Origin of the sequence: Nibribacter koreensis (assembly GCF_039541795.1) — a bacterium.
Classification (GTDB): Bacteria; Bacteroidota; Bacteroidia; order Cytophagales; family Hymenobacteraceae; genus Nibribacter; species Nibribacter koreensis.
In genome coordinates, this window is sequence record NZ_BAABGX010000002.1 from 593,189 (window position 1) to 606,565 (window position 13,377).

The 13,377-nt window shown below is 50.9% G+C and carries 12 protein-coding genes; 9 read left to right on the top strand and 3 right to left on the bottom strand.

Annotated features, from left to right (window positions below; all coding sequences use genetic code 11):
- Positions 1-13: 13 nt before the first annotated feature.
- From ABD880_RS09745 to ABD880_RS09760, 4 genes are all read left to right on the top strand, one after another.
- Positions 14-1,369, top strand: coding sequence for a peptidylprolyl isomerase (locus ABD880_RS09745; protein ID WP_345165186.1), 1,356 nt, complete (start codon positions 14-16; stop codon positions 1,367-1,369).
- A gap of 14 nt (positions 1,370-1,383) precedes the next feature.
- The gene (locus ABD880_RS09750) at positions 1,384-2,346 is read left to right on the top strand and encodes an AAA family ATPase (protein ID WP_345165189.1); all 963 of its coding nucleotides are present in this window, start codon (positions 1,384-1,386) and stop codon (positions 2,344-2,346) included.
- Between the two features lie 181 nt (positions 2,347-2,527).
- Positions 2,528-3,973 carry an FAD/NAD(P)-binding protein gene (locus tag ABD880_RS09755; RefSeq protein WP_345165191.1) on the top strand — a complete coding sequence of 482 codons (1,446 nt, stop codon included), beginning with the start codon at positions 2,528-2,530 and terminating at the stop codon, positions 3,971-3,973.
- A 63-nt stretch (positions 3,974-4,036) separates the two neighbouring features.
- The gene (locus tag ABD880_RS09760) at positions 4,037-4,465 is read left to right on the top strand and encodes a hypothetical protein (RefSeq protein ID WP_345165194.1); all 429 of its coding nucleotides are present in this window, start codon (positions 4,037-4,039) and stop codon (positions 4,463-4,465) included.
- Between the two features lie 48 nt (positions 4,466-4,513).
- On the opposite strand, the gene ABD880_RS09765 is transcribed toward ABD880_RS09760, so the two are convergent.
- Positions 4,514-4,891, bottom strand: a complete 378-nt coding sequence (locus ABD880_RS09765) for a hypothetical protein (protein ID WP_345165197.1) — start codon at positions 4,889-4,891, stop codon at positions 4,514-4,516.
- Positions 4,872-5,789 carry a DUF2391 family protein gene (locus tag ABD880_RS09770; RefSeq protein WP_345165199.1) on the bottom strand — a complete coding sequence of 306 codons (918 nt, stop codon included), beginning with the start codon at positions 5,787-5,789 and terminating at the stop codon, positions 4,872-4,874. The genes ABD880_RS09765 and ABD880_RS09770 overlap by 20 nt, the downstream gene beginning before the upstream one ends.
- A gap of 484 nt (positions 5,790-6,273) precedes the next feature.
- On the opposite strand from ABD880_RS09770, the gene ABD880_RS09775 reads away from it, so the two are divergent.
- Positions 6,274-6,867: a GNAT family N-acetyltransferase gene (locus ABD880_RS09775; RefSeq protein WP_345165202.1), complete on the top strand. Its 594-nt coding sequence runs from the start codon at positions 6,274-6,276 to the stop codon at positions 6,865-6,867.
- Positions 6,868-6,907: 40 nt separating this feature from the next.
- Here ABD880_RS09775 and ABD880_RS09780 read toward each other — a convergent pair whose 3' ends face one another.
- Positions 6,908-8,077, bottom strand: a complete 1,170-nt coding sequence (locus ABD880_RS09780; RefSeq protein WP_345165205.1) for a hypothetical protein — start codon at positions 8,075-8,077, stop codon at positions 6,908-6,910.
- Between the two features lie 487 nt (positions 8,078-8,564).
- Between ABD880_RS09780 and recA the strand changes: the two genes are divergently transcribed.
- The 4 genes from recA to ABD880_RS09800 all read left to right on the top strand — a co-directional run bounded on the left by recA (position 8,565) and on the right by ABD880_RS09800 (position 13,270).
- Entirely contained in the window at positions 8,565-9,602 is a 1,038-nt protein-coding gene (recA, locus tag ABD880_RS09785; protein WP_345165207.1) for a recombinase RecA, read from the top strand.
- A gap of 154 nt (positions 9,603-9,756) precedes the next feature.
- Positions 9,757-10,566 (top strand): DUF3108 domain-containing protein, encoded by an 810-nt coding sequence (locus ABD880_RS09790; RefSeq protein ID WP_345165209.1) that lies wholly within the window; start codon positions 9,757-9,759, stop codon positions 10,564-10,566.
- A gap of 933 nt (positions 10,567-11,499) precedes the next feature.
- Positions 11,500-12,189 carry a response regulator transcription factor gene (locus tag ABD880_RS09795; protein WP_345165212.1) on the top strand — a complete coding sequence of 230 codons (690 nt, stop codon included), beginning with the start codon at positions 11,500-11,502 and terminating at the stop codon, positions 12,187-12,189.
- Positions 12,164-13,270, top strand: coding sequence for a sensor histidine kinase (locus ABD880_RS09800; RefSeq protein ID WP_345165214.1), 1,107 nt, complete (start codon positions 12,164-12,166; stop codon positions 13,268-13,270). Before ABD880_RS09795 ends, ABD880_RS09800 begins: the two co-directional genes overlap by 26 nt.
- The last annotated feature ends 107 nt before the right edge of the window (positions 13,271-13,377 follow it).

A 13,377-nucleotide genomic window follows, 5' to 3' on the forward strand; every position in this document is an offset into this window, starting at 1 on the left:
TTAAAAACCTAACATGAAAACCCGTATTCACTTTTCTTCTTTCTTTAAAAGTATTTTTGCGCTGGCAGTGGTTTGCTCTTTGGGCAACCAGGCGCAGGCGCAGCAAACCATATTACTGGACAATATCATTGCCCGCGTGGGGAGCCATATCATTTTGCGCTCTGAACTGGAGTTACAGCAGGCCCAGGCCGTGAGCCAGGGCTATCCGGCTACTACAGAGCTGCGTTGCAACATCCTGCAATCCATGATCCAGAACAAGGTCTTGTTAACCCGCGCCGAGGTAGACTCTGTGGTAGTGGAACAGGCGCAGGTAGACGGTGAATTGGAGCAGCGTCTGCAATACATGATTGCGCAGATTGGCGGCCCAGAGAAACTGGAGTCTTACTTTAACAAGCCTATGAGCCAGATTAGAGAAGACTTGCGCAAAAGCATGCGTGAGAACCTCACCATTAGAAAAATGGAGCGGGAAATCTCTGGCAAGATCAAGGTGACCCCAAAAGAGGTGCGTCAGTTCTTTAACCAGATTCCGCAGGACAGCTTGCCGTATTATTCTACTGAGGTAGAAGTAGGCCAGATTGTAAAAATCGCGCAGATTGGCAATGCCCAGAAACAAGCCGCCAGAAAGCAGTTAGAAGACATCAGAAAACGCATTGTGGCCGGTGAAGACTTTGCCGCCTTAGCCAAGCAATACTCACAAGACCCCGCTTCTGCCGCCGAGGGTGGAAACCTGGGCTTCTTTAAGCGCCGCGAGCTGGTACCAGAATATGAGGCCGCCGCTCTTAAATTAAAGCCCGGTGAAATGTCTCCGGTGATTGAGTCCATGTTTGGGTTCCACTTAATCCAGTTGATAGAAGTACGCGGTGAAGAGTACAACTCCCGTCACATTCTTATCAAGCCAGCCACCGCGCAGGTAGACATGCAAGCCACCGCGCAGGCCTTAGACAGCATCAAAGGTCTTATCCAGAAAGACAGCCTTACCTTTGCCAAAGCCGCCAAGGACTTCTCAGATGACATGGCCACCAAAGGCAACGGTGGTATGATTGCCTTGGGCGGCAGCCCTACCACGTACCTGCCCGTAGACCAGCTGGATCCTTCTATCTTCTTCGTGATTGACACCATGCAAGTGGGCAGCATCAGTGCTCCCCTGCCGTACCGCACCGAAGACGGAAAAGAGGCCATGCGCATTCTGTACCTGAAATCTAAGAGCGCCCCGCACCAGGCCAACTTGAAAGACGATTACCAGAAGATAGCCGCCGCGGCACTTAGCAACAAACGCAACAAAGCCATTGCTGAGTGGTTTGAGAAAAACAAAAACACGGTGTTTGTAGACGTGGCCCCAGACTTTCAGGCTTGTAATTTAGACGAGTAACCTAACCGCCATCTATGCCATTTGCCTCTGACAAAGAAGCCGCTGACGCGCTATACAAAGCCTACGGGCAACTTACCTCTGAAATCTCCCAAACCATCATTGGGCAAGAGGAAGTAGTAAAACTAGTGCTGACCGCTGTTTTTTGTCAGGGGCATTGTCTTTTGGTAGGCGTACCGGGTCTAGCCAAGACCTTGCTCATCCATACCATCGCGTCCTCGCTGGACATGTCCTTTAACCGGGTGCAGTTCACGCCCGACTTGATGCCCTCAGACATTCTGGGCTCTGAGACCCTGGACCAGAACCGCAACTTCCAGTTTGTGAAAGGCCCGGTGTTTGCCAACATAGTCCTGGCAGATGAGATCAACCGCACGCCGCCCAAAACTCAGGCCGCGCTCTTAGAGGCCATGCAGGAATATTCTGTGACGGTGGCGGGGCATCATTACAAATTACCCCGCCCGTTCTTTGTGCTGGCCACCCAGAACCCCATTGAGCAGGAAGGAACCTATCCCCTACCGGAGGCGCAGTTAGACCGCTTCATGTTTCACGTGGCATTGTCTTACCCAAGCTACGCCTCAGAACTGCAGATCGTCAAAAACACCACTGGTGACCGCAACTACCAGCCTAGGGTTATTCTCACGGCAGAACAAATCATTGAATTCCAGCAACTGATCAGACGCGTGCCCGTGACCGACAACGTGGTGGAGTACGCCGTGAAACTGGTGCACAAAACCCGTCCCGAGTCTGAAATGGCGGCCCCGCAGGCCAAGCAGTACCTGGAATGGGGCGCAGGCCCCAGAGCCTCGCAGCACCTGATCATGGGCGCCAAGTGCAACGCCCTTCTCAACGGCAAATACTCCCCAGACATTGAAGACGTACAGACCGTGGCTGTGCCTATTTTACGGCACCGCCTGGTGCGCAACTTCAAGGCCGAGGCCGAGGGCATCACCGTAGAGCAGATCGTCAAAGAATTATTATAGTCCGTTTTTAGCCTTTTTCTTGGAAAACAGGCCAAAAACGACCATCTGGCTACTGCTCCTTTTTAGAGAACCCTTCCCCTTTCCGCAACTTTTCTGACGCAAATCAGTTTGCAGAGACACTAATTTGTTTCTCTGCCACTTGTGGCCGCATATCCTACAAGCTTTCTAACCTACAGCTGTTATGCACCGGAAGACCATTGCAATTATTGGAGGAGGTTTCTGCGGCACCATGGTGGCCGTGCACCTGCTCAGGCAAACCCAACAGCCGGTAGAGGTCTTCCTGATTAACAAAGGCTATCCCAAAGGCAAAGGCGTCGCGTATTCGGCTAGCTCAGAGAAATACCTGCTCAACGTGCATGCCGGCCGCATGAGCGCCTTCCCAGACCAGCCCGCCCACTTTGTAGAATGGCTGAAAACCCAGCCGGCCTTTGAGGCGTCTTCCTTAGAAGAAATTGGCCACACGTTTGTTCCCCGGCAACTGTACGGCCAATACCTAGAGGCCATCCTGCAAGAAACCATCGCTACGCACAGCCAGGTTTTCACAGAAATACATGACCGGGCCATTGCCATCAGCAGTACCAAAAACCTCTTGCAGGAAACTTACCAACTAACGCTGCAAAGCGGCAGTCAGGTAGAAGCAGAGCAGGTAGTGCTGGCCTTGGGCAATTTTAAGCCTGCCAACTTGCGGTGCTTACTTGCTAAAGAAGCAGAGAGCCTTGCGCCGTCTCTCTATGTCTCAGATCCGTGGCAGCCAGATACACTCAAAGGGCTGGCTCCCTCTTCTACGGTGGTTTTGCTGGGCACAGGCCTCACCACCATAGACGCCCTACTGGGTCTGCAGGAACAAAATTTTACCGGCAAAGTGTATGCCGTCTCTTCCAATGGGTATCTGCCCCGGCCCTACCTGTCAGGAAAGGCCAATGTTGACTTCGGGGACAGGATTGCGCAAGCAAATTCTTTGCTGGAGATGGTTAGAATCTTCAACCAGGAATTGAAAGCCAACAGCGGTCAGGGCTGGGAGGAGATGATCAATGGCATACGCCCGCATACGCATGCACTCTGGCAGAAACTTACCTTGCATGAGCAACGCAAATTCGTGGCCAGACTAGGTTCCCTTTGGAGCGTGGTCAGGCACCGGCTCCCCCCGCAGGTGCATACCGCCACTCAAGAGATGCAGCAGGCCGGACAATTACACATAGTGGCCGGACGGGTGCAGTCCATGGTGCCAGGGCCCGACAAAGTAGAAGTAACCATCCAACCCAGACAGGTCCTGCCCGCAGCAACCATCTTGGCAGACCGCATCCTCAACTGCACGGGTCCACAGCTCCGGTATGAGGCGGTGCCAGATGCTTTAGTGCAATCCCTGCTTAGACAAGAGCTGGCGGTGCCGCACCCGTTGCATATGGGGCTTCAGGTAGATGCGCTGGGGAGCGTGCTACGGCCAGACGGGTCGCACAGCCAGAGCCTGTTTACCTTAGGCTCTTCCAGACGCGGCAATCTGTGGGAAAGCAACGCCATTGCCGAACTCAGAGAGCAAGCCTTTCAACTGGCCAGGCACCTGTCTCAGCCGTTTTTTGGCTATTTTCTGGAAAACAGGCCAAAAACGCAGCCCACGGCTTCTGCCTAAACATTATGAAAACCCCAAAGTGATCTGTACTTTTACACCCAGAATACTTTTACAAACATCCATATGGAAGCAAGTGCCCTTTTTGAACGCTTTGAGAACAACGTAGAGACCATTGCCCGTCACTTAAAGAACGGCGTGGACATACGCACCACTCCTTACCATATCTCTATGCCCCTGGAAGTACGCATGCTGTGTGACATTCTGCGCCATGTGGGCTTTGACTATACCATCACCAAAGACGGCTTAGAATCTTTTACTGAGTTCCAGAACCAGTACCAGCAGGACGCCAAGCGCTTTTCAGACGCCATTTACCAGATTCTGCAAGACAAGCACGCATACATGAAGACGCCTGACGGCACGGTGTTGCTAAAAGAGCACCTGATCAGACGCCTGGAATATTTCAATGAGATTGCCCACTCCATGGAGGTGATTGCCCGCTGGCAACAACTAGGGAGCCCGGTGCAGTATAACTATCCGTTCTTAAACAAATAAAACAAAGAAGGCAGGCTCTAAAGAACCTGCCTTCTTTGTTTTATCACCTCACGGTCTATTATAGCCCAGTATATGCACTTTTAGTTTTTGGCCGGCGGCGCGCTTGGCCCTGAAGGTAATCCAGGCCTCTTCTATGCTTTGCGTAGGCGCCTGCGGAAACAAGGCCTCAGTGGTCTCCAGTTCTTTCCCGTCCATTTCTAGAATCACTTCTACGGCAATGTTCTCTGCGGTCTGGGTTCCTTTGTTGACCAGCTCCAGTTTGTAGATGTTTCTTTCCAGGCTATCTGTAGTAGACGCAATGGAAACCCGCAGGTCTGGGGGCGTGTCTTGGTAAGAAAAGGACTTGACCACCAAATAGCCAATCAAGCCCAGGACCAATAGTAGGCTGGCGGCAAAGACGCTCCACTCAAGCAGGTTCTTTTTCATAATTGTCGGTTTTTGAAGAGTCTGGCTCAGCTTCCTGGTCTAACAGGAGCCTGCCCGCCGAAGCCCCCAAAGAAGCCACCAAACTTAAAATGACGGTCATGTGTATGCAGGTCTGCAACCCCGTTCCCTCAAATCTGCCATAAAACCACAAGGCACCCGCAGACACGCAAAAGGCCGTACCATACGTAATGCTTACATTCCAGATTACCTCCATCACATGCGGCTTCTGGTTGGCAGGCGTTTCAAAGGCTCCCCTAAACCCAATGTAAAAAAGAATAACCCCGTTTAACACCAGTGACACCAGGACAATGGCCAATACCAGCAACGGCTTGATGGTGGTGGCCAGTTCAAACACTTCATCTGTAGGTGCAATGTTAGCGGCCAGCAGCATGCCTGCGCACACAGCAAGCACCACCAACTCTAAAGTAGAGCCCCCTTTTCCCTTTTTCTTACTGGAAGAATCCTGCATACCCAAAGACACGTCCTCATTACTGCCAGAAGTGCCCAACTGCGCGGTACCAATAGACACGCCAACGGCCACGGTCAAGGCCTCTGTGATGACCATGTAGACAATTCGCTCCAAGGACATGGTGTTAAAGTCAATGAGCCCCAAAAGCATAAGAAACAAAAACGCCAGCACCAGCCCAATGCCCAGTTCTTCTACAGAGTCAATGGCCACTTCTTTCCAGGAGGCGCTCTCCCTAAGCCCGGCATAGGCGTTATATCCCAGAAGCAAGGCATAGGTCAGTGCAATGTTCAGGAGCAGCAAAAGAGGAGAGATGCGGTAACTGCTCCACCATACTTCCATGGTAAAGAGCAAGGGCAGGCTAAAGATGAGACCACCAATCAAGCCTCGGCCGTATTCCTGAAGTGAGTCACCTATTGGTTTTTTCTGCATATTGATTGTCAGATACTTGCAAACGGCGCAAAGGGTTACTATCCGTACTAAAACAAATGAACCATCGGTAAAATCACGGATGGGTCAATTGTTTTAGTACGTAGCGCTAATGGATGTTCTTCCTTGATTCTGGCGTTTCTGTCCTGAGAGCCCTCAGTTTTTAATTCTTTCTTGGGTTCTTTTTTGCGCCGGTCAGACCCTTCGTCGATGGCGGGCACTTGGGTGACGACGTCTACTGGGTCTTAAGAGTGACCACAGGGTACCATGCTGGCTTCTTATAAGGAACACTTTTACCGGGTGCTTCTTCTCTGCCCGCACAATCCACCCCTGACAACAATCGCCTTCTTTTCTAATTTTTAAGTCACAGTGCTCTGGCTTTAAAGGACATAGACCTGAGAAGGATGACCAGTGCCAGATTTTGTCAAAAAGAGACAGCACTTCTGGGAGTAGGCTTCGTACAAAAAGACGAGTCCCCTATTTACTTATGCGGCAGCACATCACCTCTTACGTCTCTTCTTTTCACCTGACCACGCCCCGGCTGTTGCTACGCCCGTACCATCAAGAAGAGGCCCAGGCGTTCCTGGATTTGCTGGAAGAGAACCGTGCCCGGTTGGAATCTGACTTTCCGGACAGGACTTCTTCGGTGACCAATCTGGAGGAGGCCGTTAACCGCATCAAGATTCTGGAGTACCAGCGCCGCACCGGCGATCTGTACAGTTTTGGGCTATGGCGACAGCAGGACCATCAGTACATTGGTGATATTACCATCAGGCGCTTGGCACGGGGCAAAAAAGTGGCAGAGGTAGGCTATTACCTTGCCGCCCACGCCGAGGGGCAGGGTTATGTCTCAGAAGCCATGCACGCGCTGCTGGAATATGCCTTTGAGGTCTTGCGCATGGACGCCATCAGTCTGCGCTGCGCCAAGGAAAACCAAAGAAGCCAAAAGGTGGCTGAGCGTTGCGGCTTCACCTGGACCGGCGAGTTTGTTCCTTACCTGAACCAATTGTCAGACAAGCCTCCCCGGCCGCTCTATACCTACCGGCTTTCCAGAAAGGACTACGCCAGTAAGGCCGCCTAGTCGTTTTTGGCTTCTTTTCTGGAAAACAGCCCAAAAATGATTACCGCTTCTTAAGCCGGGCCAGAAAGAAATCTGTATTAAAGTTTAGGTACAGGCTATTGGAAAACTCCAGGCCCGGGTCGTTCAAATCATAGAGCGGCTCCAGGCGCAGGGTCAAGGTCAATCCTTCGGCTAGGTTCACGTCATGCATCAGGCGCAGAATCAACAAGTCCCGCTCTTCTTGGGTGAACGTTGGGTTCAAGTAATTTGATGATTGTGACGGATACAGCTGCCCGCCCATCTCGGCTATATAGCCTCTGCCCCGCCAATAGCTCAGCATCACGTTCTGGTACTTGGTGTCAATGCCTGCGTTCAGGTAAACGCCCGTCCCTTGCTTGAAGGCCAGCTGCTTGGTATTGGAAAAGTCTTTGAAGGCCACCACGTACGGTTGAAAGTACAGCGCGTGCAACACCTTCTTGTCATAGTTTTTGCGCAGAACCAAGCCAATGGTGCCATTGAAGAATGTATCCAGCGGCTTGTCTGTGACGTCTATCTGCCCGCCGCGGTGCATGGCCGTGAACTGGATAGGCAAACCCACATAGAAATTAGAACCGACATTGGTATCCTCTGCATCCATGGAGGCAGGAGTCTTGTACAAAGCAATCTCCGCTACGGCGCCACCGGCCACTACTTCCTGGAACGGGTCACCTTCGCGCAGGTACCGTTGCCAGTCAATGAAGGCGTCCAGCTTGAGCCAGGGCTTGTTGAGTAAGAATTGCAGACCATTTTCCAGGCGGTTGGTGATGAGGCGTTCAAAGTCATAGAGCGGCTCAATGTAGCCGTGGTTCACGTGGCCTTCCAGCGTCCCGAAGATGAGCGTCTTGTCATCTTTCTCATAGCGTATGGTAAACGTGGGCTGCGTAAGCGAATACTTTTTGGTCCCGAAGTCTTTCTGCAACTGCAAGCCGGCGTCTATGCGCACATGCGGCGTGGCGTGGTAGACCAGCCTGGGGTTGAGGTGATAGCCAAACAGCGTGTAACCGTCTGCTATGTTGTTGAAGTACTCGTTGTTTTTGCTGTAGCCCAGCGCATTGAGGCCCACCTGCAACTCACCGGCCTGGTCTGGCTTAACGGGCTGACGGTTTTCCAGGGCCTGGTTGTTTAACTGAGCCTGGGCAAGCGAACCGCAGAAGACGCCCGCTACGGCTGTTAAAAGCCATTTCTTCAACATAGAATGGTTTGTATCAAAAATTAGAATAGGTCAGCTGAAAGGCTGGTTAAATTTTAAAAACGTACTTCCCCAACCTACGGACAAGGTACTTAATTTACACTAACAAAACAGTACCTCATACAGCAGACTTGGCCCACCTTACGGCTTATAACAACTGGCAGTTGGCTTGTTTTAAGACTTGTCCTGCTTGGTTAAATCAGCGTAAGGTTCACTTACAAAACTCATGGCCCATTTAAACTAATGTCATGAGCAAACGTTAGACAAAACTAGCTTCTTCAGCTTCAGAGGCTTACTACAAATTTTAGCAAATCATAGAAAATAAAACTAAAAAATGTAGTCTAAAATGGCACAAAACCCTACCTTGTGGTGTTAGAATATTGCGCCTCAAAAGCAGGTCTGGCAAGTGCCTTAAACGCCGCGGCAAGCGTTTGCAGATTGGCTTAGGATTCGTAAATTCACATACTATAAAGCAAAGAAAAACACAGACATGAGTGTAAACACCGAAAAATTGAAAGCGCTCCAACTTACCATCGACAAGCTGGACAAAACCTACGGAAAAGGGACTGTCATGAAGCTGAACGATACCAAAGTGGTGGATGTACCGGCAATCTCTACCGGCTCCCTTGGTTTGGACATTGCGTTGGGCATTGGAGGTCTTCCACGCGGTAGAGTGGTTGAAATCTACGGACCAGAATCTTCTGGTAAAACCACGCTCACCATGCACTGCATAGCCGAGGCTCAGAAAAAAGGCGGCATTGCCGCGTTCATTGACGCTGAGCACGCGTTTGACAAGGCTTACGCTGAGAAACTAGGCATTGACACAGAAAACCTTTTGATTGCCCAGCCAGACAACGGTGAGCAAGCCTTAGAGATTGCTGACCACTTGATCAGCTCTGGTGCCATTGACATCATTGTGATTGACTCCGTAGCCGCCCTGGTGCCTAAAGGTGAACTAGAAGGCGACATGGGTGACAGCAAGATGGGGCTTCAGGCGCGTTTGATGTCTCAGGCGCTTCGTAAATTGACGGGTACCATCAACAAAACCGGTTGCTGCTGTATCTTCATCAACCAGTTGCGTGAGAAGATTGGGGTGATGTTTGGTAACCCAGAGACCACCACGGGTGGTAACGCCCTTAAGTTTTACGCTTCTGTACGTCTGGACATCCGTCGTATTGGTCAGATCAAAGAAGGTGCTGACAACATCACCGGTAACCGTACCAAGGTGAAGGTGGTGAAAAACAAAGTAGCGCCTCCGTTCAAAGTGGTGGAGTTTGACATCATGTACGGACAAGGCATCTCTAAAGTAGGTGAGATCCTGGACCTGGGCGTGGAGTTGAACATCATCCAGAAGTCTGGTTCTTGGTTCTCTTATGACGGTAACAGACTGGGTCAGGGCCGTGACGCCGTGAAGCAGTTGTTGCTGGACAATGAGGAGATGATGCAAGAGGTAGAAGACAAAATCAGAGCCATGGTGAACGGCGAGCCAGAAAAAGTGGCGGCCGTGCTAGAAGGCACTCCAGAATAATTTCACAAATACTACAAGAAAAGGCACCTTTATAGGTGCCTTTTCTGTTTAAGTTGAGTTCCTGGCTAAAACTGTTATTTTTGTCTACCCCCTTGTCCAAGCAGAGTTGGTACGAGTTTTGAATAAGCCAGAGAAGAACAGATGTGATTGACTTATGCGTGCACCATATAAACTCCTTTTCCTAACTGGTTTCTTAGGGACCATTCTTAGTGGTTTTGCCGTCAAAGACTCTATGCGGGTCATTGACAATGACAGCTTCAAGTCTGGTGAGACCCTGCAATACAAGGTTCACTACGGCGTCATCAACGCCGGCGAGGCGGTCATCAACGTGGCCCCTACCATTCACCGCGTAAACAACCGGGTCTGCTACCAGGCCTCTGTGAACGGTAGAACCACCGGCTCTTTTGACTTCTTCCACCGCGTGCGCGACTCCTGGACGTCTTACATAGACACCACCTCCATTGTGCCGCAGCGCTTTACCAGAAACATTGAAGAAGGCCGCTACCGCAAAAAAGAGACCACTGAGTTTGACCACTATGCTAATAAGGTTTCTGTGACAGACAGCCGTGACAACCGCAAAAACGTGAGCTACAGTGTGCCAGACAATGTACAGGACATTGTGAGTGGCTTCTACTTTCTGCGCACGCTTAAACTCCAGAACTACAAAGTAGGCGATACCTTTAAAGTGCAGGGCTTCCTGGATGATGAGGTGTTCAACATGGTAGTGATGTACAAAGGCAAGGAGATAGTAGAGACCAAAGCCGGCAAAATACGTGCCCACCGTCTGGTGCCGCGCATGCCCGCCAACAAACTCTTCAGCGGTGAGAACGCCATTTCTGTCTACCTATCAGATGACAACAACAAGATTCCGGTCTTAATCAAAGCCGAGATGTTTGTAGGCTCCGTGAAAGTAGACTTGTACAAATACAGCGGTTTGCAGAGCAGACTGAGCGTTGTAAAGTAATTTTCAGACAGATAGTCTGCATACCAAGGCCACTAGAGACTTTTCCAGTGGCCTTTTCGTTTTTGACTTATTTCCTAGAAAAAAGCTCAAAAACGAAAAGGCCACACGTAGCAGCTTCGCGCAAACGGGATATTCTTAAGTAATTGATAGCTTATTATTGAGTGTTAGTTGCTGGTTGATTCATCTACTAACATAAACACCCCCCTTAGAGCTACGCTCGGTGCCTCAAACTCCCGTTTGGGCAACCCTCAAGGGGGGAGTCTGCGAGTAGGAGCAGTATGGGTGTAAAGGCTCGTTTGGGCAATCCTCAAAGGGGAATCACTACTAGCAAAGGCTTCTACCACTGGCACCTGTTCCAGTCTTTCCGGCGAGTCGCCTAAGCAGGTTGCCGGCTCTGTTAGGACTGCGGCTACTACAATGCATGAACCACTGATCACCCAAGGAAGCGTCTTTGCAAAGGAGGCAAGCTGGTACAGCGCGAGGCGGGAAGACGGGGCCCCGCGGCCGCGAGCGCTTAGCAGAGAATATGAAAAGAGTAGCATAAGGGCACCGGAGGAAAGGGCCTTCTCAGGAACAGCCACCGGAAGTCTACGGCAGAGAGTCACGGAGGCAACATCCGCGCCATAGAAGGGTAGCAGTTCTGCTGTTGGTGATACCACCATCAAAGGCGGGGGGGGTAGTAGAGTGAGGCATCAACCATCAATTGACAATTACCAATCAAACTCGTTTTCCGCCTATTTTCCAGAAAACAAACCAAAAACGAACCTTCCCAACAAAGCAAAAAAGGCCTAGAACGTTATCAAATTGTTATCATTGCGGTTACAAAAACCAAATGCGTTGCCACCTAGCAGGAATGTCTATCTTTGTATAGAGTTTCATGGCTCCTGAATCCCTTTCAGGTCATTTTTACTGTAACCACATATACCAGACAGCATGCAACCTCAAGCTAAATACAAGGTTTTGGTAGTAGACGATGATCCAGATATTGTTGAACTCCTGCAGTACAACCTGGAGAAGGAAGGCTATGAGGTAGCGCAGGCCGGCAATGGCAAAGAAGCCCTGGAGGTGGCCCGCACGTTCAAGCCTGACATCATTCTGCTGGACGTGATGATGCCGGTCATGGATGGGATTACCGCCTGCCGCCAGTTCAGGGACAACCCTAAGTTCAAAGACACCCGCATTCTCTTCCTGACCGCCCGCTCTGAGGAATTCTCTGAGGTGGCCGCCTTTGACGCCGGGGCAGATGATTTCATTGTCAAGCCCATCAAGCCCAGGGCGCTCATCAGCAGACTGGCCGCCTTCGTGCGACGCGACAACCAACAGACAGAGGCCACGCCCGTCATAGAGATTGGCGATCTGCGCATTGACCGTACCAGCTTTAACGTCCAGCGCGGCGACCAGAAAATCACGCTCCCCAAAAAGGAGTTTGAACTACTGGCTTTTCTGGCAGCCACACCCAACAAGGTATTCAGCCGCGATGAGCTGTTGAACAACGTCTGGGGCAATGACGTGTTTGTGATTGCGCGCACCGTAGACGTACACATTAGAAAAGTGCGCGAGAAAATAGGCGAAGACCAAATAAAGACCATCAAAGGCGTTGGCTACAAATTCAACACCGACTAATTCAACCGCCCCAGAGGCGACCATTGGCTCAGGCAAATTCAAACTGACCTCTAAGGGTATTGCTGTCATCATCTCTCTGCTGGTGGCTGCTATCATTACCTCTTATCTGCTGGTTTCGCCTACGCTGGAGTTTAAACAGCGCATTCTGGCCTTAGGCTTCACCTTTTCTGCCTGCTTTCTGCTGGTGTATTTCTCCTATGAGGCACTCATCTTCAAGGAGATCAACATCATCTATGACGGGCTGGACAAGACCAAGCGCAAGGACTTCAGGCGCATGAGCAACAAGTTTCTCTGGCGCCCAGAGCCGCTCAAGCGCATAAAGGAGGAAATCTACCACATGGCTGCCCAGAAGCAGAAGGAGATTGACGAGCTTAAACGCTTGCAGGCCCTTCGCCGCGAGTTTTTGGCAGACGTGTCTCATGAGTTGAAAACGCCCATCTTCGCGGCGCAGGGCTTCATTCATACGCTGCTAGACGGTGCCATGGATGACGTGAAGGTGCGCGACAAGTTTCTGCAAAAAGCCGCCAAGAGCTTAGACGGCCTGGACGAGCTGGTGCAAGACCTCATCACCATTTCTCAGTTGGAGAAAGGCGTGGTGCAGATGAAGAAATCTACCTTTGACCTGCGCTCCCTGGCCCATGAAATCTTTGAGCAACTAGAAAACAAAGCCGCTTTAAAAGGCATTACCTTACATCTAGAGGAAGATGAACTAGAGTCCTACCACGTCCAGGCAGACCGAGGGCGCATCAAGCAGGTGCTCATTAACCTTCTGGACAATGCCATCAAGTACGGGCGCCAACATGGCAACATCTGGCTTTCTTTCTACTCTGGCAAGAAAAAGACCCTGATTACGGTGAAAGATGATGGCCAAGGAATACCCAAAGAGCACCAGACCCGCATCTTTGAGCGTTTTTACCGCATAGACAAGAGCCGCACCAAAGACACCAGCGGCGGGGGCTCAGGATTGGGATTGGCCATTTCCAAACATATTGTAGAAGCACACCGCTCCACCATCACCATTGAAAGTGAAGTAGGCAAAGGCACCACCCTCCGGTTTAAGTTGCCCACGGCGAAGGCCTAAGCTAGTTCCTCCCGTCCACCAAAGAGGCAGGTTTAACCGTCTACCCTAGTAAGTGAGAATTATTGAGTAAATTGCGCCTTTTCCCAGAGGCTGTCGTTTTTGCGCTG